21 protein-coding genes and 1 other annotated feature are annotated in these 22451 nt (G+C 51.9%); all 21 genes read right to left on the bottom strand.

Annotated elements, in window-relative coordinates:
- Window positions 1-79: 79 nt before the first annotated feature.
- The 21 genes from KNP68_RS11090 to KNP68_RS11190 all read right to left on the bottom strand — a co-directional run bounded on the left by KNP68_RS11090 (window position 80) and on the right by KNP68_RS11190 (window position 22253).
- Window positions 80-685, bottom strand: a complete 606-nt coding sequence (locus KNP68_RS11090; protein ID WP_214799582.1) for a kinase — start codon at window positions 683-685, stop codon at window positions 80-82.
- Window positions 686-739: 54 nt separating this feature from the next.
- Window positions 740-2425: a b(o/a)3-type cytochrome-c oxidase subunit 1 gene (locus KNP68_RS11095; RefSeq protein WP_035385689.1), complete on the bottom strand. Its 1686-nt coding sequence runs from the start codon at window positions 2423-2425 to the stop codon at window positions 740-742.
- Window positions 2426-2896, bottom strand: a complete 471-nt coding sequence (locus KNP68_RS11100; RefSeq protein WP_021067816.1) for a cytochrome c oxidase subunit II — start codon at window positions 2894-2896, stop codon at window positions 2426-2428.
- Window positions 2897-2917: 21 nt separating this feature from the next.
- Window positions 2918-3037: a hypothetical protein gene (locus KNP68_RS11105; protein ID WP_021067817.1), complete on the bottom strand. Its 120-nt coding sequence runs from the start codon at window positions 3035-3037 to the stop codon at window positions 2918-2920.
- Window positions 3038-3279: 242 nt separating this feature from the next.
- Window positions 3280-3990, bottom strand: a complete 711-nt coding sequence (locus KNP68_RS11110) for a Crp/Fnr family transcriptional regulator (RefSeq protein WP_021067818.1) — start codon at window positions 3988-3990, stop codon at window positions 3280-3282.
- 173 nt (window positions 3991-4163) lie between these two features.
- Window positions 4164-5549: an aldehyde dehydrogenase gene (locus KNP68_RS11115; protein ID WP_021067819.1), complete on the bottom strand. Its 1386-nt coding sequence runs from the start codon at window positions 5547-5549 to the stop codon at window positions 4164-4166.
- A gap of 90 nt (window positions 5550-5639) precedes the next feature.
- The gene (locus tag KNP68_RS11120) at window positions 5640-6797 is read right to left on the bottom strand and encodes an MFS transporter (RefSeq protein ID WP_131472457.1); all 1158 of its coding nucleotides are present in this window, start codon (window positions 6795-6797) and stop codon (window positions 5640-5642) included.
- Between the two features lie 141 nt (window positions 6798-6938).
- Window positions 6939-7652 carry a purine-nucleoside phosphorylase gene (gene deoD / locus KNP68_RS11125; protein ID WP_029596056.1) on the bottom strand — a complete coding sequence of 238 codons (714 nt, stop codon included), beginning with the start codon at window positions 7650-7652 and terminating at the stop codon, window positions 6939-6941.
- Between the two features lie 15 nt (window positions 7653-7667).
- Window positions 7668-8375, bottom strand: coding sequence for a response regulator transcription factor (locus KNP68_RS11130; RefSeq protein WP_021067822.1), 708 nt, complete (start codon window positions 8373-8375; stop codon window positions 7668-7670).
- Complete coding sequence (locus KNP68_RS11135; RefSeq protein ID WP_021067823.1) at window positions 8372-10120, bottom strand: sensor histidine kinase; 1749 nt, start codon at window positions 10118-10120, stop codon at window positions 8372-8374. Before KNP68_RS11135 ends, KNP68_RS11130 begins: the two co-directional genes overlap by 4 nt.
- A gap of 226 nt (window positions 10121-10346) precedes the next feature.
- The gene (locus KNP68_RS11140) at window positions 10347-11435 is read right to left on the bottom strand and encodes a M48 family metallopeptidase (RefSeq protein ID WP_214799583.1); all 1089 of its coding nucleotides are present in this window, start codon (window positions 11433-11435) and stop codon (window positions 10347-10349) included.
- A gap of 94 nt (window positions 11436-11529) precedes the next feature.
- Window positions 11530-12636, bottom strand: coding sequence for a PQQ-dependent sugar dehydrogenase (locus KNP68_RS11145; protein WP_251131497.1), 1107 nt, complete (start codon window positions 12634-12636; stop codon window positions 11530-11532).
- A gap of 35 nt (window positions 12637-12671) precedes the next feature.
- Window positions 12672-14132 carry an MDR family MFS transporter gene (locus KNP68_RS11150; RefSeq protein WP_214799585.1) on the bottom strand — a complete coding sequence of 487 codons (1461 nt, stop codon included), beginning with the start codon at window positions 14130-14132 and terminating at the stop codon, window positions 12672-12674.
- A gap of 63 nt (window positions 14133-14195) precedes the next feature.
- Window positions 14196-14915, bottom strand: coding sequence for an ABC transporter ATP-binding protein (locus KNP68_RS11155; protein WP_058765719.1), 720 nt, complete (start codon window positions 14913-14915; stop codon window positions 14196-14198).
- A complete protein-coding gene (locus tag KNP68_RS11160; RefSeq protein WP_236355798.1) occupies window positions 14902-15705 on the bottom strand; it encodes an ABC transporter permease in 804 nt (267 codons plus the stop codon). The genes KNP68_RS11155 and KNP68_RS11160 overlap by 14 nt, the downstream gene beginning before the upstream one ends.
- Window positions 15706-16251 carry a nitrous oxide reductase accessory protein NosL gene (locus tag KNP68_RS11165; protein ID WP_214756684.1) on the bottom strand — a complete coding sequence of 182 codons (546 nt, stop codon included), beginning with the start codon at window positions 16249-16251 and terminating at the stop codon, window positions 15706-15708.
- Complete coding sequence (locus tag KNP68_RS11170; RefSeq protein WP_214756685.1) at window positions 16238-17425, bottom strand: NosD domain-containing protein; 1188 nt, start codon at window positions 17423-17425, stop codon at window positions 16238-16240. The genes KNP68_RS11165 and KNP68_RS11170 overlap by 14 nt, the downstream gene beginning before the upstream one ends.
- Before the next feature lie 147 nt (window positions 17426-17572).
- Window positions 17573-18868, bottom strand: coding sequence for an ABC transporter substrate-binding protein (locus KNP68_RS11175; protein ID WP_214799587.1), 1296 nt, complete (start codon window positions 18866-18868; stop codon window positions 17573-17575).
- Window positions 18869-19047: 179 nt separating this feature from the next.
- Window positions 19048-20031 (bottom strand): aspartate--ammonia ligase, encoded by a 984-nt coding sequence (gene asnA, locus KNP68_RS11180; RefSeq protein ID WP_021067832.1) that lies wholly within the window; start codon window positions 20029-20031, stop codon window positions 19048-19050.
- A gap of 66 nt (window positions 20032-20097) precedes the next feature.
- Window positions 20098-20339: a binding site (T-box leader), on the bottom strand.
- 106 nt (window positions 20340-20445) lie between these two features.
- Window positions 20446-21351, bottom strand: coding sequence for a carbohydrate ABC transporter permease (locus tag KNP68_RS11185; protein ID WP_251128740.1), 906 nt, complete (start codon window positions 21349-21351; stop codon window positions 20446-20448).
- Entirely contained in the window at window positions 21348-22253 is a 906-nt protein-coding gene (locus KNP68_RS11190; protein WP_058765715.1) for a carbohydrate ABC transporter permease, read from the bottom strand. The genes KNP68_RS11185 and KNP68_RS11190 overlap by 4 nt, the downstream gene beginning before the upstream one ends.
- Window positions 22254-22451 lie beyond the last annotated feature (198 nt).

A 22451-nucleotide genomic window follows, 5' to 3' on the forward strand; every position in this document is an offset into this window, starting at 1 on the left:
ACTGTATTATCACCATAGTACACTAACCGAGTCAACAGTTTTTTCCAAAACAAAAACGCATCCCCTATAAATGGATGCGTCAACTAGATGAAACGATTTGATCGGCCTGGGCTTGCGGGTTGATCGTTTTGATGTAATGCGCTTCTCCCAGCCAATACCGGCGTTCGTACTTAGCAAGCCGCTCCGACAAGTCGCCGATATACGTATCACGATTCAAGACCCGTTCATACCGGACTTCCCGCGGACAGTCGAGATAGACGATGTAGTCAAAATAAGGACGCCACTCGTCCCGCAATAAGAAGATCCCTTCGATCAAGACAAGTGTGTTCGGAGCAATCTCAATTGTTCGCATGTTGACCGCGTCCTGGTCTCGCTCATAATACGGCAACGTCAAATTCGTCTGCCCTTCCCGAAGCGGTTTGAACAAGGTCTCCACGAGCAACTCGACGTCCCATTGGAGCGCATAATATTCCATCGCCTCTGACTGTCCCGTCGCGTAACGTCGGTGCCGCTCGACGATAAAGTCGTCGATATGTAACACCATTTCATTCGTTGCAATCCCGCGTAGTTGTTCGACCATCGTCGTCTTCCCTGCCCCGCTCAACCCGTCGATCGCGACGAGGAACGGCCGATCCGGCTCGCGTCTAACATATTCACGGTGAATATCTGCACGAAGTAGCTCCATCTTTCCATCTCCCCACATGAAAAAGTCAGCCCCGCTAGCGAGGCTGACTTCAGTTTACCAGAGCACCCAACCTTTAGCTCCCGGCGGCGCACTCTCAATCAAGTGCCAAATCGGAATCGTATAGGCGAAGGCAATTAAAACGAACGTGACCGTAATCCAAAGCTTCCAATTCTCGAAGAAACGCGGTGTCTCCATCGCCGCCTCTTCGGTCTCGGCGAGCGGGAACTCCTCTTCTCCCTTCGGAGCGAGGAACGACAAGTTGAACATTGAATAGACGAAGATGAGGACCGAAATCAAGAGGATCGTCCCGCCAATCGCCATCGCGATGTGGTATGGAATCCACTCGCGCGTAAGCGCATCCGAGAAGTACGTTGCCGGACCGGTCCGACGCGGATTACCTTGCAGTCCTGAGATGTGCATTGCGTAAGACATGATCGACATTCCGAACGCCCACGTGCCTGCTTGAATTAATCCGATTCGATTCATCTTTTTCGTTAGAATACGACCGCGCAATACCGGCACGAGCCAATATGCCGTTCCGAAGAACGTCAAGGCGACGGCCGTTCCGACCGTGATATGGAAGTGGCCCGTGACCCAAAGTGTGTTGTGGACCATCGCGTTCAATTGGTGCGATGCGTTGATGATTCCGCCGGCCCCAGCCGGAATGAAGAACAACATGCCGACGAACGGAGCGAGGAAACGGACATCCCCATATGGCATCTTCTTGACCCAACCAAATAAACCGCGAGCTCCGAGTGCGCGGCCGCGCAGCTCGAACGTCGCAAACAGCGAGAACGCCGTCATAAACGACGGGATGACGACGAGGAACGTCAAGATGACTTGAACGAACTTCCAGAACGGTTCAATCCCTGGTTCCGTCAACTGGTGGTGGAAGCCGACCGGGAACGAGAATAGCAGGAACAACAGGAATGCCATCCGGGCGAGCGCATCGGAGAAAATCTTTCCGCCGATGACTTTCGGCACGACCGTATACCAGACAATATAGGCCGGCATGAGCCAGAAATAGACGAGCGGATGACCGAAATACCAGAAGAGCGTCCGTGACAACTCGATTCCGACCGTGTCTTTCCAACCGAGCGAGAGCGGGAGCAGTTGGAATAAAATCGTCCCGGCGACACCGAGCGTGGCGATGACCCACAAGAGCATCGTCATGATACTCATATACGCCGGAAGCGGCGGATGAACGCCCGGATTTTCTCGTTTATAGTCCGCATACATCCGGAACATGGCGAACGCCGATAACCACGTACCGACGACGAACAAGACGAGACCGATATAAAACACTGGGTCGGCCATGAGCGGTGCGTAGAACGTATACAAGACGGTCGCTTTATTGGCGAGCACCATGATCGTGACGAGCACGGCGCCGGCGATAATCATCCAAAACCCGAGCCAAGCGACCCTCGTTGGGAACGACTCAAAGCGTCCGAACGACTTGGCGAGGAGCGCGTAAAGCAGACCGATAATGAACATTGTCGTGAAAACGAGACCGAGCATGATGCCGTGCGCGGTCAAGAGTTGATAATAACCGAACACTTCCGGGATGACGCCCGTTCGGATGAGCGTCTGCATGAGTCCTGCCAAACCGCCGATTAAGACGGCGAGGACCGAAATGACGACATGGGCATAGGCGAGGCGTGCTTCTTTGACACCGATACTCGGTACCGGTACGCCGCGTTCCATTTCCCACTGCTTTAGTTTTGAAGCTACGTCATTCATTTAGTCCACCACCTTAATTTTTGTCGACATCATGTGATGTCCGGTACCACAATATTCGTTACAAAGGATTAAAAATTCGCCCGCCTCGTCGAACGTATACGTGAGCGAGTTGATATGGCCAGGTACGACCATCATATTGACCGGTGTGCCCGTCAACTGGAAACCGTGAACGACGTCCGGTGAGGTGACGAGAAACGTGACTTTCGCCCCTTTTGGAATCTCGACGTTGCCCGGCGTGAACGTGAACGCTTGCGCGACCATGACAAGTTCATATTCGTTGTCATCAATTTTATGAAGTCCCGGTTTGTCGAACGGTGCGGTTTGATGTACTTTCGCCGGATCGATCAAATCCGCGTCCGAAGCCGGTTGATTTCCTGCCGCAAAGGCAGAGATACCAAGCACGGTTAAAAACACACCTAATAAAATGATGCCGAATACAAGCCAATATTTTTCAAGTTTATGAATATGCATATGTTGCTCTCCTCCTGCTCGTTATCGCGTCATAAATAGGTAAAACACTGACGACCACATGGCAATGATGACGCCCGCGACAATCATGACCGATGTGAACGTGCCTTTTAAGTTCGGTTCTTGTCCATCGTTTTTCTCCACGTGAAGGACCCCTTTCCCTGTGATTTCCACTTTTATTGTATGAAATGGGATGGGGATTAATATGTGACATTTATCACTCCAAAAGTGACAATCACATCAAATTCGCGTAGTTTCCACACATAAAGTTCACATTTTGTATAAAGGCATACAAAAAAGGCGATTGTCCCGACACGAATCGAGTCAACCACCTGTTCGGTTTCACGCGCTTTGATAAGGTGAAATGTTGCAACTCTCTTGAAAGATTAAAGCCGACAAATACCGGCGGGACAGCCTTCGCAGTAACATAGCTCTTTCAAGAAATCGATGTCATGCAAAATCATCTCTGTCCCCGTCGTCGTCAACATGCCTTCCTTCCGCCACTGGTTCATCATCCGATTCACCGTCTCGCGAGGTGCGCCAATCAGCTGACCGAGCTCCCCGTCTGACGGATGTTTTGGCACGACGATCCCTTCTGCTGACTCGACGCCGTCCATCGCCGCCATGCGTAATAACGTGGAGGCGAGGGCACCCGGTTTCCCATATAGCAGCAAGTCACGGAGTTTCATCTCGGACTGCTTGCGCATCATCGACGTCCACCGCAATACTTCAGTGGCCAACTGCGCATCGCGCCGAACGAGTTCATCCATCTCTTGCTTCGAAATCCAACCGATGACACTGTCCGAAGTCGTCTCGATGCTATACGAACTCGGGAACACCTCGTCGATATCGAACTCCCCGAAGAAGTCGTCCGCCCCATAGATGAACATGATGAGTGCGCTCCCTTTTTTCGTCAGCTTCGTGAATTTGACGGAACCGCTCTTCAAATAAAAGAACTTGTTGCACTTCTCGCCTTCCCAACAAACGATGCTCCCTTTCGAATGATCTTGAAACGTCATCATCTCGAGCAAGAGCTGTTTCGTCTCTTGCGAAAAGACAAAGCTGTTCGGTTTGGTCGTTCCGCATTTCATAGTCATGTTATCTGCTCCCTCCACTAATCGTATATCTGATTAAGTCTCGTACGTCATGTGTATGGCTATATTATACAAGAGGTATGTAGCTAGTTTCATAAAAGTATGTGACATTTCAAACAATCTTCTTATTCTTTGCCCACAAAAAAAGACTGCAGGCTCCCTGCAGTCTAGTCTGGTCAACGGTAGACGAGTCGAATCAACTTCTCGGCCGCTTTGAAGTTCGGATAACGAATCGGTAAATCAAATTTCGTCGTGTTTCGTAAAATCGATTTGGCGTGACTAAACGTCTCAAAACTGTAACGTCCATGGTACGAGCCCATCCCGCTCTCGCCGACGCCGCCGAACGGCAGGTTCGGGTTCGTCAAATGCATGAGCACGTCATTGACACAGCCTCCACCGAACGTGAGGTGTTTCATCACGGTCTGCTCCACGGCTTTCGTCTCGGTGAACAAATAGAGCGCGAGCGGATGCGGACGCGATGACACAAACTCAATCACTTCGTCGAGTTGGCGGTACGTGAGGACTGGTAGAATCGGTCCGAAAATCTCATCTTTCATCACGTTCGCGTCCTCTTCGATATCCGTCAACACGGTCGGGGCAATCTTCAATTCGTCCCGGTCCGTCTGGCCACCAAAGAAAATGTCTCCTTCTGTCAAATATGCGGTCAAGCGGTCGAAGTGGGTCTCATTGACGATTCGTGTGAACCGTTTCGTCCCGACGCCGTTTCCGAACATCGTGAACGCCTCCCGTTTGATGGCCTCGAGGAATGCCTCTCGTTTAGATTCGTGGACAAGGACGTAATCTGGAGCGACGCATGTCTGCCCGGCATTCATCCATTTGCCCCAGGCGATGCGCTTGGCTGCAATCTCGATATTGGCATCTTCATGGACAATGGCCGGTGATTTCCCACCAAGTTCGAGCGTGACGGGCGTCAAGTGCTTCGCCGCCGCCTCCATGACGATTTTCCCGACTGGCGTCGACCCTGTGAAGAAGATATGGTCCCATTTCTGGGCAAGCAACTCGGTCGCAACGTCCTTATCTCCTTCGACGCTGACGACGTAGCGGTCGGTGAACGCCCGTTCGAGCACTTTCGTGATCATTTGGGCGACGTTCGGTGTCAATTCCGAAGGTTTCACGACAGCCGTGTTGCCTGCGGCAATCGCTCCGATGAGCGGCGCCATCGCCAATTGAAACGGATAGTTCCACGGAGCGATCACGAGTACCGTTCCGTAAGGTTCATACATGACCTCACTTTGCGTCCCGAGATGGATTGAGGCGCCTCGGACACGTTTCGGGCGCATCCAACGCTTCAACTCACGTGTCGTCCGTGTGATTTCGTCATAGACGAAACCGATCTCCGTCGTGAACGCGTCGAGTTCTGATTTGTTCAAATCCTGCTCCAACGCTTGAAGAATCTCTGCTTCATGATGCTTGATTGACTCTTTTAAAAACGTCAACATGCTGAGACGGAATGCGAGCGACTTGGTCGCTTGCGTCCGAAAGAAGCGACGCTGTTTACGAATGAGCTCTTCAATGGTCAACTGTTCGATTGGTGCGAGCATAAATCTGCCTCCCTTGGATGATAACGCTAGCTTCATCTTATCATCTTCACTCGGTCAGCGACCATTTTGAACCTTCGATATGCGTCCGTCCTATCTGACAGGCACGTCCCGTTTCTTCGTTTGTTGCATGACGACAAATATCAAACCGGCTACAAGCAGGATGCCACCCGTGAGCGCGAATTTTTGTGTCAGCGTAATCGAGAGCCAGCCTAACAATGCCGAGCCCGTCACTGTCCCGAGCGAGAAGAACGCATAAAAATAGCCGTACGACTTACCACGATTGGCCTGATTCGTCGCTTTAATCAACATCGTATTGATGGCTGGGAATAAGATGGCGAACCCGACGCCATACAAGGCGAGGACAGCGTACAAGAGGAGCGACGTCTCTGATCGGCCAATCAACAGTTGGCTCACACCGAGAATGCCGACACCGAGTGCCGCGAGCTTCGCTGGTTCGATTTGGTCGAACAGGCGATTCGTCGGCAACACAAACACGAGCACCGCCATGATACCGAACGTGCTGAGCAATGTCCCGCTCAGACTAGAGTCATACCCGAGCGCCTGCACGTAAAGGGGAAGCAAGTACGCGATTGCCCCTTGCGAGAACATCAAGAGGAAGGCGCCGATATACGCTTTCACTACGTCTCGTTCCAGGCGCGACGTCCCTTCATCTGTACGATGGGAAGGTTCAAGCGTTAACTTCGACGGGCGCAAAAAGACGAGTGCGAGGAGCGCGACGGCTACCCCGAACAGCGCGACGTATGTGAAGACGATCGGCACGGTCGTCTGGCTGGCCATGATGCCGCTGAACGCCGGACCGACGATGGCTGCCAAACCAACAAAACTGCCGGTCAATGCCACTTTTTTACCTTGTCGGTTCGCGGCGGTCAGATTGGCGGACAACGTGAACGCGGCTGGGACAATCAAACCCGCTACAAAGCCGTGCACGATCCGGACAATTAATAGCGTCGTCGCTGTGTCGACGAGATGATACGACAAGAGACTGAGGCTCGACAGCGCAAGACCAACGAGCAAGATGACGATCGGACCAATCCGGTCGGTCCAAATGCCGGATAAAATGTTGCCGAACGTATTCGACAACGAGTAGATGGCGATGACGAGCCCTGCGATGAAAGGTGTCGCACCAACCGATGTCGCAAACGTGCTCATGACCGGAAGCTGGGCGAATAAATCAAAGAAGGCAAAAAAGACGATACTATAAATGACAAAAGCGGACGCTTTATTCATGATGACAACTCCTTGATCCAGCCCAATACGGGAACTGTTCGTTTCAGCTTCAGTCTAGCCTGCCAGTTTCACTTTGTATACAAGACAAGGCGCGCGGACACAAAAACGCCTTACAAACCAGTGGTCTGTAAGGCGTGTTCATTAGTTTGTGACTTCGACCGCTGTATCGAGTGCGACACGAATCATTTCGTCAAACGTCGATTGACGCTCTTCCGATGTCGTCTCTTCACCTGTCAACAAGTGGTCTGAGATTGTGAGGATCGTCAACGCGTTCACTTTGTGTTTCGCAGCGAGTGTGTAAAGACCTGCCGCTTCCATTTCGATGGCAAGGCAACCGAAATCGGCCCACTTCTTGAAATGGTGGAAATCATCCTGGTAGAACTGGTCGGCTGTGAAAATTTGACCGACTTTGACCGGAATACCAGCCTTTTCAGCGTTCATATACGCGCGATGTAGGAGGTCGAACGTCGCTGTCGGTGCATAGTCCATGCCGTTGAAACGAACCCGGTTTTGGGCCATCTCACTCGATGCACTCATCGCGATGACGACGTCACGTACTTTGACGTCTTCTTGAATTCCGCCGGCCGTACCGACACGAATCAAGTTTTTTACGCCGTATGACATAATCAATTCGTTCACGTAAATCGACATCGATGGAACACCCATCCCAGTCCCTTGAACGGAAATACGTTTTCCTTTATATGTTCCTGTGAAGCCATACATGCCGCGGACTTCGTTGTATAACTCAACATCCTCGAGGAACGTCTCCGCGATATATTTCGCACGCAACGGATCTCCTGGCAATAATACCGTTTCTGCGATTTGTCCTGCTTCTGCCCCAATGTGTACACTCATGATTAAATTCCTCCTTCAAGATAGTCGTTGGCACTGCTCCCGATATTCATTCGGGGTGATACCAATCTGTTTTTTGAAGACTTTCCGGAAATACTTATCATCCGAAAAGCCGACCGCTTGGGCGACTTCATAAATACGTTGTCTACTCGTCTCAAGGAGACGTTTCGCCTCGAGCATCCGGATCGACAGCAAGTACTCGGATAAGTTGACGCCGTACTGCTGTTTGAAGCGACGCGATATGTATTCGCGGCTCAAGTAAAAGCGCTCGCTCATCCCTTGTAAGCTGAGTTCTTCCGCATAATGGCGTTCGATGAACGCGCCAATCTGTAGAATCGGATCGTCTTCGTCAGGAATGACGTCGGCGAGGGCACGTGCGAGCGTCTCGTTCAAGACATCCGGGTCAATCGGTTTCAGCAAGTAGTCGAAACTGCCGAGCTGGATCGCGCGCCGCATGTACGAATATTCGTCATAGCCCGTCAAGACGATCAGTTTGGCCGTCTCCGCCTCCATATGGACCCACTCCATCAACTCGATGCCGTTACATCGAGGCATTTGAAGGTCCGATAAAATCAACGCCGGCCGTTCTTTGACGATAATCCGTTTCGCTTCTTCCCCGTCTTGCGCCTCAATCACTTTCGTGACGCCGAGCCGGTCCCACTCCCCGAGCAGTTTCACCGCTTCCCGTACCGGCGATTCATCATCAACGATCAACACTTTCGTCATGACGCATCCGCCTCCTTTACGGCCGGGAAACGCATGACAATACGAAATCCGCCTGTCTCTGGTGTAGCCAACATAAACTGAGCCTCCCGATTATAGTTTAACATGAGTCGATCCCGAATGTTCTTTAAACCGGTACCTTCCGCCCCATTCAATGGCTCGGTCGATACCTCGATCCGTTCTTTCAATAGCGTCAACTCTTCATCCGAGAGATCGCGTCCGCTATTCTCACAATGAATCACAAGATTTTGTCCCGACTGATGAATTCGCACGGAGAAACGGTTGGCTGCTGTCGCACCGTCGCGCTCAAACCCATGCTTGAAAAAGTTCTCGGCGAGCGGCTGCAAAATCATCTTCGGCACAATCAAATCGAGGAGCGGCTCCGGCACATCGACCTCAATCTCAAATTGATCCGGGAACCGGACTTGTTGCAAGCGAATGTAGGACGTGAGGTGATCGACTTCTCGCTTTAGCGTCACGAGCGACTCATCAGGGTGCATCGTATAGCGCATCATCGAGGAGAGCTGCGTGATGAGACGGTACACCGTCTTGCCATCGCCTTTCAATGCGAGCGTCCCGATTGACTGCAAGGCGTTAAACAGGAAGTGTGGGTTCGTCTGGGCTTGGAGCGCCCTCAGCTCATTCGTCCGATTCTCGAGCGCCAATCGGTACTCCCGTTGAATCAAATCATCGATTCGTTCAATCATCCGCTTGAACTGCCGTCCGAGCACGCCGAACTCATCATTTCCGAGGGAATCGAATGAGACCGTCATGTCCCCTTGTTCGATGCGCCAAATGTTCGACGTGAGCGTCTTGATTGGAGTCGTCAAACGCATCGAGGCATAGGTCGCCCCAATCAATGCCAATACAAGCGACACCATCCCGACGACAAAGATGATGAACGACGTCCGCGACGCCGGCTCGGTCAACAATCGATCCGGTATCGATTTTCCGACGTAGAACGTCTGGTTCTCAAACTCGAACGATTTGACGATACGGTGATGCTTTCCATCGCTCGACAGCGAGTTCGTCGATACATTTTGCGGGATTTCACCGTCACCGAGTTGTGCGAACACTTGATTGCCTCCCCCGACGAACCAGAGGCTCTCGCTCGGATTGTTCTGTAGTGAGGCGAGTTGGCCGATGAAAATGTCCTCCGGAATATCAATCGACAATATCGCGAGTGGCTGATCCGTCTCGATTTTGTCGAGTCGGAAATGGAGTGTGACGACCTGCTCTTCCGAGACGAGCGGCCCGAAATCATGATAGGGCACGAGCGGATGCGAGGCCTCAAGCAGGACGCGGCTCTCCTCATATTTCAATAGTTGTTGCTGAATCTCACTTGGCTGCCGTTTCGAGCGCGGGGACACTTTCATCTTATAGGCGGCGAACGAATCCATATCCTCAAGCATGAGCAGTTGGATTTGGGCCACATCCTCACGGGATAAGTACATCCCGAGCAGCGCCCGTCGTACCTCGAGTTCAGTCTGTTCGAGCGACAGTCCCGGGCCGTACTCGAGAATATCGAGCACATCCCGATTCGCATACAGACTGGTCGGCAAGCGGCTCAAGTCCGAGACATACCGTTCCATCTGTAGTGTGCCTCGCTCAAGCGACCATTCCGTGAGCTGAAGCCCCCGTTCCCGCTCCCGGTCTTTGACGTACCAAAAGGAAATGATCGTCGCCAAAATGACGGGAACGATAATCGTCAATGCGATCATTCCCGTCAGCTTCGTCCGAATGCTCATCCACGTATCGCCTCCTCGCTGTCATTATATCACGGCTTATGCAAGCGTTTGCAATGTTGTCATGAAAAATCTCGTCTCCCAGTTTCTCGAGAGACGAGCCAGTTGTTCATTCATAAGAACGTAGCAGTTCTACAATCCCAAATTCGTGGCTCCAATCTTTCGCCACATCGACTGGTGTCATCCCATCGTCATTCTCGATTGTGACATCGGCTCCGCTTTCGAGCAGCTACACTAATGAATCGTAGTCCATTCCATCGTTATACAGCAAATTATGGAGCGGAGTATCACCATAACTGTCTTGCATGTTAACGTCCGCGCCGTTCGCCAATTCCTCTCGAATCGCGTCCGCACCTGCATTGTCATACGCCAACTGCTGAAGCGGTTCTTCAGTCATATCACCAGCAAATTCTTCAATGAAAGGCGATGAAGCGAAGCTTGTAAATCCATCACTCGTGAACAACCAGGCGACAATGGCCACATTGACAATGACAGTCAATACAATCGTCCCGATAATCGACCCTTTGACATACCCTGCCGTCTTGAAGACCGGAACGTTCGTCTCACCGGCGTTCGTCGCGATGGCCGCAATTCGTTTCGGGAGTGGCGGATGTGTCGATAACAACTCGCTCAACTTGGCGATAAATCCGTTCTCACGACTCGCTTCATATAAGTAGTCAAACTCGCTCACTTCTTTTGCCAATTTGCCACCGATGGCAAGAATCGTGAGGGCACGTTTCGATGCCGCCTGATCTTGAATATGATGGGCGGCCATACGGTCACACGTAAACTCACAAGCACGCGAATAAGCCGACCCTAAAAACGGAATCCAACCGCCGAGCATCATCGCCCATTGTTTTTGGACATGATTTCGGCGAATATGTGCCAACTCGTGCGCGATCACAAACTCGACTTCTTTGGCGTACCCTTCACGTGACAACTCGACGACATCCGAATACAGGATGACCATATTCTTTTGGAAGAAACGAGTCGCGAAAGCGTTCAAGACGCCTCCGGCTTGAAGAATGTACACGTCTGGGAGTAAGCGAATTCCCATTTCTTGTCCGACACGCTGATACGTCTGATACAGGTCGGCGAATTGACGCTCCGTGACTTTGACGCCGTTCGTGCGAATATATCCGATTTGGAGCCAGTGTGTGAATAGAGACAGTGCTAAAATTGATCCGATCACCCATAAAAAGATGCCGAGCGAGGCAATCGTGAAGACGATTCCTAGCACTACCGTCAACACGCTGGCGGCGACGAGCAGTCCAAAATACAATGTTTCGTTCTTATGTACCAATTGCGATTGTTTCATGTAAAAATCCCCTTCATTTTCCATATGAAGTCCATTATACCGGATAAATGGATGTATTCAACAAAAAAATAGAAACTGACACGTATGTCAGTTTCTATTCGATCGTGAGGCGATACAGCTGGTCGTCCCCACTTCCAGGGTTGCCACGTCCGTCCGTATTGTTTGTGATGTAGTAAAGTCCGTCGTCTTCCAACCAGACGTCACGGATGCGACCTTTATCCTCGACGAGCGGGATGACCTCACGTGATTCCCGGTCGATGGCAACGAGGCGATTCCCGCGCAGCGTCGCCATATACACGTAACGGTCGTCGGCAACAATGCCCGATGGTGCCCACGACGTCTCCCCGACCTCGAACCATGGTGTCTCGAGCCCATCTCGTTCTTGGTCTGCCTCGATGAGCGGCCAGCCGTAGTTGTTACCCTCTTCGATGATATTCACTTCATCGTGACCGGACGCCCCATGTTCACTCGCATAGAACGTATCCTCGATTTTCGTCAAACCTTGAGGATTGCGGTGTCCGGACGAATAAATCCAATCGGTCGGATTGCCCGCTCCGGATAATGGCACCCGTAACACTTTTCCGGCAATCGATGTCTCGTCTTGAGCCAGTTCCGGCACGAGCGCATCTCCGGTCGTGACCCAAAGCACGTCACCGTCGAGCAATAACCGTCCGCCGTTATGGAACTGGGCCCCTGGAATCTCATCGAGTACAACCGCCGTCTCTTCAAACTGATTGCCATCCCACGTCAACTCGACGACCCGGTTTTGGACGTTCCCGGGTGTCCCGTACGTATGATAAGCGTACAGTTGGCGTGACGTCGCAAAATCTGCGGTCAACGCGAGTCCAAGGAGACCGCCTTCCCCGATTTCAAGCACGTCTTCGTCTAAGACGACCGCTTGTCGGTCGAGATTCCCGTCCGCATCGATGACGGCAATCGTGCCGCCGCGTTCCGAGATGAGCCATCCGTCATCGGTTTTTGCGATTGACCACGGTGCCTCTAACTGTTCGACAATCGATTCGGTTGCACCGGTCGACACGTCGCCTTCCGGCTCAGTTGGTTCCGGCTCTGGTGCCGTATCAGACGGTGCTTCTTCGGTCGACTCTTCGACTGGTGCCTGTTCAGGTTCCGGCGCCTCGGTCGATTCCGAGGCACAACCGGCAACAAATACGAGCGACAAGATGAACATCCATCGTCTCAACATGATCGCCTCCTTTTCACCATCATACCGTGTCTTTAGTTATCGCGTGAAGGTTCAGGTGGGCTAACCGGTAAACGTAGTGCAATCAACAGTGCGATGAATGCGGCAAGTGCCGCACCGATGAAGATGGTGTTCAATCCTGTGGCGATGAGTTGTTCGCCTTGGAGCCTGACTGTCGCGTTTAGCGCCTCGGTCATACTCCGATTGAAGAACGATTCGAGTGACACACCGCTTAACCCGGGCTCGTCACGGAAGCCACTCAGGACGATGAAGTTAAACACGGCACCGAATACGGCGACACCGAGCGTCTGACCGACGGTACTCAAGAAGGAGTTTGCCGCCGTCGCGGTCCCGCGTTGACGATATGACACGACCGTCTGTAAAACGACGATGAACATCGGCTGCGACAAGCCGAACCCGACGCCGATAATGGCGACAGCGAGGTAGACGAACAGATCTGGGCTTGATTGCGTGAGCAGCGTCAAGATGATTGTCCCGATCAACAAGAGACTCATTCCTGTCACGGCTCGACGCCGTGGCGAGGCCGCGCCAAGTGTACGGCCGCCGATAATCGATGTGAACGTCCAAGCGACCGAGAGCGGCATCAGCATGAATCCGGCTTCCGTCGCCGATTTACCAAGTACGGCCTGGGCCCAGATTGGAATATAGGCCGACATCGAGACGAGCACCCATGCCGCGAAGAAGACGGCGCCATTGATGGATGCGATAATCGGTTGTTTCAATAAATCGAGCGGTAGTAACGGTGTTTTCGCACGCCGCTCTGATAAAAAGAAACTGGTAAGCAGAACGACACTGAACACGGCACTGACGATGATCGATGGTGTCCAGACGTTCGTTTCGCTGAACGTGATCAGTCCATATAAGAATGCCGTCGTACCGAACGCGAACAACAGCGCCCCTTTGACGTCAATCCGCTCCGTCGTCTCGGTCACCGTCTCTTTATAGAAGACAATGATCATGATGAACGATAACAGTGCGAACGGTACGTTTAAGAGGAAGACGTAGCGCCAAGACAACGTCTCGACCAAGAACCCGCCGATGACCGGCCCGAGCACGCCCGAGACCCCCCAGACCGCGCTTAAGATGCCTTGAATCTTGCCACGTTCCTCATACTTATACAAATCGCCGATGATGGTCATCGAAATCGGCAATACCGCCCCGGCACCAAGTCCTTGGAGCGCCCGAAAGATAATCAATTGCTCCATCGATGTGGCAAGACCGCATAAGAGCGAAGCAAGGGTGAACAAACCGATCCCGAACAGTAGGACCCGCTTGCGACCGAACAAATCGGCCACTTTTCCATAAATCGGTGTCGACACCGCCGTGAACAGCAAGAAGGCGGCGAACACCCAACTCACGAGGGCGGCCCCGTTCAACTCGCTCGCGATGACCGGCGTCGCGACCGAGACGACCGTCCCTTCAATCGCCGCTAAAAAAGTCGCCAACAACAACGCGACCGTGACATTCTTTCTCATATCTGTCATCTCCCCAATAAAATAGTGGTGCCGGAAGGTTCCGAGCACCACTTCAACTGTCTATTATTTTGTGCGAGCGACGCCCGTTTGACAAGCCTCAACTTCCGATTCGAAAAAGAAACGTTTAATCTCAGCGTAGGCCTCCGTTTCGTCCGTTACGATAACGCGACCGGCGACCCGACCGTCCTTGAGCATCCACACTTCGTCAGCAAGCATCGCTGCGACGTCGAGCTGATGTGTCGAACAGACGATTGTCGCTCCACGCGCCGCTTCATCCCGTAACAGACCGCCGAGCAGATGCATCCATGTTGGGTCGAGTCCGTTCGTCGGTTCGTCGAGGAGTAGGATGTCTGGTTTGGTTACGAGCGCCTGCGCGAGCAAGAGCCGTTGTCGCATCCCTTTCGATAGCTTCCCAACGTGACGATGCCTTAGTTCATCGAGACCGACTCGCTTCAACAGTACCTTGTCCGGCTTCACACCTTGCCATAAGGCGTAATAGGCGTACGTCTCACCGACGGTCCAAGACGGGTCGAACGCAAAATCGTCTGGCATGTAACCGAACGTCTGATGGTACGCTTTCCCGTCACCAATCGTTCGACCGTTCAACGACACGCTCCCGACGCTTGGGGTGATCGTGCCGTTCATGAGATTCAACAGCGTCGATTTACCTGCCCCATTGCTGCCGCACAAAGCCACGATGTGACCCGCTACTATCGTTCCGTCGAGCGGATGGAGCGCCCATGACTCGCCGTAACGTTTCCCTACTTTCTTAAGCTGAATCATGTCGACCCTCCCGTCGTAACCACCAGGCTGAAGCGGATAGCATCCAAAGAATAACCGTTGCGATTGTAAAACCGACGACGGCCGTGCCGATTGATCCATCGAGCCAATCAATAAACGTCTCATAGATGGCGCCGAACAAATCAGGTGCTGCTAAAACCGCGCTCACCCAGACACGCAACAGTTCAAATCCGTTCAAGAACAAAGCACCGATCATCGCTTCCGCCTGAATCCCATACGGCATCCAAGCAATGACACTCACGAGTATCGTTGGCCACAATAAAATCATGACGATCCAGATGAGGAAAGACAGAAGGACGGCTTGAAGTCGATTTCGACCGATAACGCCAACGAACGTCCCGAGCGCCGCCCCATACGCGATGAGTCCGATTGAATAGGTCCATAAGACGAACCATGTGGTGAGGGGCATCGATACGACGAATGAGGCGAGTGCATAGGCGAGCGTCACGATCAAAGCTTGCGTCGCGAGAAAAGCGCTGTATCGCATCCAAATGAGACGAAACATCGATAGCGGGTACGTCGTCAAGAGGCGCAACCGTTTTGACTCCCGCTCTCCTCCCCATTGGAGTGCCGTCGTCAACATGACGAACAGCGGCAAGACGAGACCGATAATCGTGAGCAGTGACGCGTTGACGTTCGTGTAGGCAGACGCCATCGGCAGTGCTTGTCCAAGACCACCGAGCAAGACGAGCGTCACCATCCAAGTGAACAGGAAGACGTAACTCTCTTTTTGACGCAACGTGCGCGACCACTCGATCCGCCAGAGCATCATTTACTGTCCGTGGCCTTCTGATGAATCACTGTCACTCATCTTGTTGTCATCACCCGTGTTCATTTTTTTATGTTGGTTCATCTCACCACGTTCCCATGAATGCTCTTTCAAGTCGTCGAGGTCCATGACCGTTCCGCCGTTCTTATCCGCATATGCCTCAGCGTCCGCTTTTTTTGCGAACGAGACAATATTGTATGCCATCGGCGTCTTCGACATCTTATCGTGGACGAACGTTCCTTCCTCGAGATCGACCCATTCTTTCGTGTTATAGTCTTTGACGTACATGGCCGCAATGTCTTCCTCGGTCTGTTCCGGATACCAGTCCCGCATCAAACAACCGATGTCATCGAACGCATAGCCTTTTCCGTTGTCCATGATTGCCTCGGCAGCGAACTGTTCGTCCATGATTTTCATGTTGCACACTTCACATTCGGTCTCGCCCCATTTGATGTCGAACGGTTCCGCTGCCGCACTTGAACACGCCCCTAGCGCGAGTGTCAATCCAGATACGGTAAGTAATCCTGCCATCTTCTTATAAGTAATCATCTTGTTTCCTCCCAAATCGCCATAATAACATCAATAATCCACTTAACACGGTCGCCCCGACTGTTCCTTGCCAAGTAAACTTGAAATTCGTCACAAGTGGCGCCGTGTCAATGAGCGTGACCTCATCGGGACTTCTGAGGACACGCTCGAGTACGGTCAGCCCGGGGGCCCCGTACAATAATTCAAACGCTTCATACGAATCGGCGAGCAAAAACAAATACGGGTCAGCCCGATACGGAATCTCGCTCTGTCCGTCCTCGGTCAAATCAAGCGTCAGCCCACCCCATCTGTTGCCGGCAATCACGTTGTCAGCCGCTTTGAACGATATGACCGGATAGCGATTATGTGTCAAATCATTCCCGACCAGGGTCATCCCGGTAGCCCGCTGCAACCGCAACGCGATATCATTTCCGTTCACTCCGTTATGATGGATTGCCGTCCACTCCGATTTCTCGGCGTAAATCCCCACGCGGTTCCCATGAATTGCATTCGCACGAACGGTCGTCTCGACCGCCTCGAACAGCATGAGCCCCATCCCCGTCGCACCTGTCTGGTCATGAATTTGTCCATTTTCGATGCTGACGCGCTCGGTTCCCATCACCATCGCGCCGGTTTCGTTATGGTGCAGGATGGGTGAGGTGATTGAAACGTCCGTCGGGAACATGAGATGAATGCCGTACCGTGAGTTCATAACGAGTGGCCGAACCAATTCATATCCGCTCCCGTCTTCGATGTAAATCCCGTCTCGGGCATGGTCGATGATGGCACCTTTAATCACCGTCGCTTCACTATTATGTACGGAGATGCCTTCTCCCCGACCTGTCCCGGTCACGTTCGGTCGAATCAACCGGACCCCGTGACTGTCCCTGACGGCAATCCCGGTCCCGGCTGCTTCGATTCTCGCATCGATGACTTGGTTGCCCAGCCCCTCGACGAGCACCGCGGGTACAGTCGTCCGTTCGCACTGTTCGATCTCGACGTTCTCGAGCACGGCCCCGATTCCTTCGAGTTGGAAAGCGGGTCGTTCACAACTGATGAACCGTTTTCCTGCACCGTTGAACGTTTCGTTCGATTGAATCACAATCGGTTCTTCGAGCAACACCGGTTCTGTGTCCGCTTGAACAGCTATCGGTGAGAAGAACCATAAAGCGAGTAACCAGCTTAGTCGTCTCATAACCCCTCCTCTTGATGAATCGCTTACAGAACATATTGTACGAAAACCCACGGGGGTATGTGTGTCGTTTTTATGGGATTCGTGTGACGGTTTCTTCATAAAAAAAACACAAGCGGCGAAGGGGTCATTTCGCTGCTTGTGTTGCTGTTATTTTGCCTTATCGGCCCATACTTTTGTGAAGTCTTGGAGCATCTCGTCTCCGGTCTTTTGACCACCGACGTACGCTTGCATCAACGCGCCGTACTCGTTGACCGCGCCATCCGGATACTTGAACCAGTTCCATGAAATCGTCTTGCCTTCGTTCGAATAAGCCAAGATGTCGTCAGCAAGCGGACCGAGGTCGTTCGCTTCGATCGACTTGAACGCCGGAATGAATTTGAATTTGTTGACCATGTAATCTTTACCTGTATCAGATGTCGCCATCCATTCGAGGAAGTCTTTCGCTTCTTCTTTATACTTCGAGTTTTTATTGACGACCCAGTTGTTCGGGACGCCGACCGGGAGACGATCCATCTTCTCTTTGTCATCGTTGATTGGGATTGGGACGAAGCCCATCTCAATGTCCGGATTCACGTCGAGAATCATCTGTTGCGCCCAGTTCCCTTGCTGAAGTATTGCCGTCTCACCTTGAGCGAACTGTGTGACTTGCGTGTTATAGTCCGTCGTGAGCGGGTTCTTATTGCCGTATTTGATGGTGAGGTCAAACAGTTTCAAGAATTGTTGGAACTGCTCATTGTCCTCAAATTTTTCTTTATTCTCGTTGAGTGCCTGGATGAACGCATCCGGGTCGTCTTGTTGCGCCATCGGAATGTTGAGCAAGTGAATTCCGAGAATCCAAAACTCGGCATAACCGACCGAGAACGGTGTGATGCCTGCTTTATCCAACTTCTCAGCCGCATCCGTCAACTCAGACAACGTCTTCGGCAACTCACTGATGCCCGCCTTCTCGAACAGCTCCTTGTTGTAGATGAAGCCGTATCCTTCCAAGTTCATCGGCATCCCGTACAGTTTTCCGTCCATCGTCATCGGTTCCTTGGCCACTTCCGTCAAATCCCCGACCCACTTCTCGCCTGACAAATCTTCCAATTTGTCTTTCCATGTCTGAGCTTCGGTGAACCCGCCGTTATTGAAGATGTCCGGCTCGTTGCCTGACGCGAACTGTGACTTGAGCGCAGCGCCGTAATCGGCTCCGCCGCCGACTGTTTGAACGGTCACTTTGACGCCCGTCTCTTCCTCGTATTGTTTCGCCATCGCTTCAAGATCTTTGGCGATTTCCGCTTTGAACTGGAAGACGTTCAACGTGACGTCTTGCTTGTCCCCGTTATCTGCGTTCGCATCGTTCGATCCTTCATCTTCCGTAAGCGACCCGCCGCCACAGGCCGCAAGTGTCAATACCATCCCTGCCGTCATGACGGCAGTTGATAATCTCCATTTACGTTTCATTTCGCTTCCTCCTAAGTATAGAGTCGACAATCCTTCATCATTCGGTACACCCTAACTTTAGATGAAAACGCTTCCATTATGTAGGTGTCAAAATTGACGTGTAGGGTGGAAAATGTTGCACAGAAAACCAGGACTTTCTTATTGAAAAGAAAGTCCTGGTTTTAGTTTCTTCTATATAATTACAACAGGCTGATTCCAGCTTCTTCACATGCTGTGATCATCTCACTCGGCCAGACCGAAGATTGGACTTCACCGATGTGACGAGCACGAAGCAAATACATGGCGACACGCGATTGCCCGATGCCGCCCCCGATTGTAAGCGGGAGACGTCCTTCGAGGACCGCTTGGTGGAACGGGTACTTGCGTTTGTCTTCAGCTCCGGCTGTCACCAACTGCTCGGCAAGCGCTGTCTCGTCGACACGAATTCCCATCGATGACAGTTCGAACGCCGATTCGAGTTCCGGGTGCCAGACGAGGATATCGCCGTTGAGCGACCAGTCGTCATAGTCAGCCGCGCGACCGTCGTGCTTATCGCCCGAAGCGAGTGCGCCGCCGATTTGCGAGAGGAAGACCGCACCGTACGCTTTACAAATCGCGTGCTCACGCTCTTTTGGTGTAAGATCCGGGTAAAGGTCTTCTAACTCTTGGCTCGTCAAGAAGTGAATCGACTCTGGCAAGATCGCCTCAATTCCGTACATCGTTTCGACCGTCTGTTCCGTCTCGCGGAGTGCCGCGTAAATCGTTTCGACCGTCGCCTTCAAGTACTCCGTCGTCCGGTGTTCCCGAGCGATGACACGTTCCCAGTCCCATTGATCGACGTGGAGTGAGTGTGTCGCGTCGAGTTCTTCATCCCGACGGATGGCGCGCATCTGTGTGTACAACCCTTCACCGACTTCGAATCCGTAGCGGCCGAGCGCTTCACGTTTCCACTTCGCGAGCGACTGAACGATTTCGAGTTCATGCCCTGGATACTGCGTATCGAACTGGATGATGCGTTCGACACCGTTCAAGTGGTCGTTGACACCGCTCGCCGATGTGACGAACAGTGGGGCCTGAACTTGTGTGAGTCCGAGCGCCGTGCTGAACTTGTCTTCGAATGTCGCCTTCACTACTGTAATCGCCTGTTGTTTTTCCTTCATCTTGCTCATTGCTGTTGTTGTCATGTTTTCTTCCTCCAATTGTGGGATTTCGGGATGGAGCAATAGAAAAAAGCCCTCCAATCCCATGGACTATGGGACGGAAGGCTTCAAGCTCCGCGGTGCCACCCAAATTAGTAGACGAATCTACTCACTTTTTCGAGACGAACATCTCGTAGTTCCGATAACGGGGAACAGTCCGGCTACGTCTACTTGCAAAGCGTTCGGGTAGCGACTCCAGGAGGTTCTTCGACAGAGATTTCAGTCCGGGCTCTCACCTTCCCCGGCTCGCTTTGCTTACGTCTTCTGTGTACTCGTCCTTTCAATGTCGTTCACAATTGAATTGACCCAATTATTATCAATATTCAGACGAATGTCAACCACTTTTCCAAAAAAAAATTCTCCCCCGTGTAGCGGACGGGGGAGATCCCTTGGGCAGGGTTATTTGATCGAGCCGCTCGTGATCCCTTTGATAATATGCTTTTGCATACCGAAGAAAAAGACGAGGAGCGGAACGATCCCAAGGACTAAACCAGCAAGTGCCAAATCCCATTGTTTTGTATATTGTCCGAAGAAATAGAACGTCGCGAGCGGAATCGTCCGCAGCTCGATGTCTCGGAGGACAAGTGAAGGTAAGAGAAAGTCATTCCAAATCCAAAGGCTGTTCAAGATGACGATTGTCACCGTGATTGGTTTGAGGAGCGGGAAGACAATTCGCCAAAACACGCCCCACGTCGAACAGCCGTCAATGATGGCCGCTTCTTCAATCTCTTCCGGAATCGACTTCATGAAGCCATGATATAAGAATACCGAAATACCAGACCCGAAGCCGAGATACATGACCATCAGTCCCCAATGACTGTTTAAAAGACCGAGCAGGCTCGACACTTTCACGAGCGGAATCATGATTGACTGAAACGGGATGACCATCGCCGCGACGAACAAGAAGAAGATGACGGTCGAAATCCAATGTTTTGTCCGGACGAGCTTCCAGGCCGCCATCGAGGTGAACAGCACGATGAGAAGGTTCGCCCCGGCCGTGATGAGAAGCGAGTTCAAGAAGACGCGTTCGTAGTTCATCGCCTCCCAGGCTTCTGTATAGTTCGACGCGAGCCAGACGCTCGGCAAGGCAGACGTGTTCGTGTAAATCTCGGCAATTGATTTGAACGAGTTGACGATGACGTAATAGAACGGGACGAGATATAACAGTCCAAGTAGAATCGCCACCAGTTCGACGAGACCGAGACCGGCCGTATATCCACCCGCCCGCAGCGGTTTTTGCGGTAGCAATCGCTGGGGAGATGAATCGACCTTCGCTTCGATGCGTTCAATTTTTTCTGTCGTCATGCCTCCACCTCCCGCTTTTTCGTCAAGTAGACTTGAGTGACGGTAATCGCCGCGACGACAAGGAAGAAGATGACCGCTTTCGCCGAGCCGAGCCCGTAATTATTATTCACGAATGATTCTGTATAGATGTTCAAGGCGAGCATCTCTGTCGATTTGAATGGGCCACCGTTCGTGAGCGACAAGTTCGTGTCGAACACTTTGAACGACCAGGAGATCGTCAAAAACAGACAGATGGTGATCGACGGCATAATCATCGGTAACGTGATGTGACGCAACATCTTCAATCGATTTGCCCCATCGATTTTGGCCGCTTCCAGCAAATCCGTCGGCACGTTTTGAAGCGCTGCGATGTAGATGACCATGACGTAGCCTCCGCCTTGCCAGATGGCGACGATGACGATGCCCCAAAAGGCTGTCTGGGCGTCACCGAGCCACGGCAGTTCGAACAAACTCCATCCGGTCAGTGCCCCAATTGATTCAAAGCCCTTCACATAGATAAACTGCCAAATGAATCCGAGAATGAGCCCGCCAATCAAGTTTGGCATGAAAAAGACGGTGCGCAGGATATTGCGTGTCTTAATGTTCATCGTCAACAGTAAGGCCAGTAAGAAACCGACGATGTTCGTCAAGATGACGGCCACAATCGTGTATTTCGTCGTAATCCAGAACGAGGCGCGGAACTGTTCATCCTCGAATAGAATCCGCTGATAGTTGTCCCACCCGACTACGTTCAACTGACCCGTCACACCGTTCCAATCCGTGAAGCTGTAATAAATCCCGTTTATGAACGGTATGAGCACAATCGCCACAAACGCCAAAAAGGCCGGACCGACGAATGCGATAAAACTCGCTGGTTTCTTCCAATTTCGTCTTCGCTTGTGTTGTTTTGGTGTTTCTGTCATGTTCATCGCCTCCACTATCAACTTACCTTCAAATAACCAAAATGAAAACGGATACATTTGACGGAAAGGGTGGAATATATTGCACTCAATGGGTGAATTATACGAGACGATGCGTTATGATAAACTCAATGACAACACGAACGAGTCTTCCTGAATGAAGAATTAAACCTTGATTCTAAGTCGATTCACGAATGAAAT

The sequence above is a fragment of the Exiguobacterium sp. s50 genome, from assembly GCF_018618175.1.
Lineage (GTDB): Bacteria > Bacillota > Bacilli > Exiguobacteriales > Exiguobacteriaceae > Exiguobacterium > Exiguobacterium chiriqhucha.

Coding starts and splice junctions, on each gene's coding strand:
- KNP68_RS11155 (WP_058765719.1), bottom strand. CDS start 14,915: ATGATTCAGCTTAAGAAAGTAGGGAAACGTTACGGCGAGTCATGGGCG.
- KNP68_RS11095 (WP_035385689.1), bottom strand. CDS start 2,425: ATGAATGACGTAGCTTCAAAACTAAAGCAGTGGGAAATGGAACGCGGC.
- deoD (WP_029596056.1), bottom strand. CDS start 7,652: ATGAGTGTACACATTGGGGCAGAAGCAGGACAAATCGCAGAAACGGTA.
- KNP68_RS11170 (WP_214756685.1), bottom strand. CDS start 17,425: ATGAGACGACTAAGCTGGTTACTCGCTTTATGGTTCTTCTCACCGATA.
- KNP68_RS11140 (WP_214799583.1), bottom strand. CDS start 11,435: ATGAAACAATCGCAATTGGTACATAAGAACGAAACATTGTATTTTGGA.
- KNP68_RS11120 (WP_131472457.1), bottom strand. CDS start 6,797: ATGAATAAAGCGTCCGCTTTTGTCATTTATAGTATCGTCTTTTTTGCC.
- KNP68_RS11185 (WP_251128740.1), bottom strand. CDS start 21,351: ATGACGACAGAAAAAATTGAACGCATCGAAGCGAAGGTCGATTCATCT.
- KNP68_RS11135 (WP_021067823.1), bottom strand. CDS start 10,120: ATGAGCATTCGGACGAAGCTGACGGGAATGATCGCATTGACGATTATC.
- KNP68_RS11160 (WP_236355798.1), bottom strand. CDS start 15,705: ATGATGCTCTGGCGGATCGAGTGGTCGCGCACGTTGCGTCAAAAAGAG.
- KNP68_RS11100 (WP_021067816.1), bottom strand. CDS start 2,896: ATGCATATTCATAAACTTGAAAAATATTGGCTTGTATTCGGCATCATT.
- KNP68_RS11110 (WP_021067818.1), bottom strand. CDS start 3,990: ATGACTATGAAATGCGGAACGACCAAACCGAACAGCTTTGTCTTTTCG.
- KNP68_RS11090 (WP_214799582.1), bottom strand. CDS start 685: ATGGAGCTACTTCGTGCAGATATTCACCGTGAATATGTTAGACGCGAG.
- KNP68_RS11175 (WP_214799587.1), bottom strand. CDS start 18,868: ATGAAACGTAAATGGAGATTATCAACTGCCGTCATGACGGCAGGGATG.
- KNP68_RS11130 (WP_021067822.1), bottom strand. CDS start 8,375: ATGACGAAAGTGTTGATCGTTGATGATGAATCGCCGGTACGGGAAGCG.
- asnA (WP_021067832.1), bottom strand. CDS start 20,031: ATGACAACAACAGCAATGAGCAAGATGAAGGAAAAACAACAGGCGATT.
- KNP68_RS11115 (WP_021067819.1), bottom strand. CDS start 5,549: ATGCTCGCACCAATCGAACAGTTGACCATTGAAGAGCTCATTCGTAAA.
- KNP68_RS11165 (WP_214756684.1), bottom strand. CDS start 16,251: ATGATTACTTATAAGAAGATGGCAGGATTACTTACCGTATCTGGATTG.
- KNP68_RS11190 (WP_058765715.1), bottom strand. CDS start 22,253: ATGACAGAAACACCAAAACAACACAAGCGAAGACGAAATTGGAAGAAA.
- KNP68_RS11150 (WP_214799585.1), bottom strand. CDS start 14,132: ATGAGAAAGAATGTCACGGTCGCGTTGTTGTTGGCGACTTTTTTAGCG.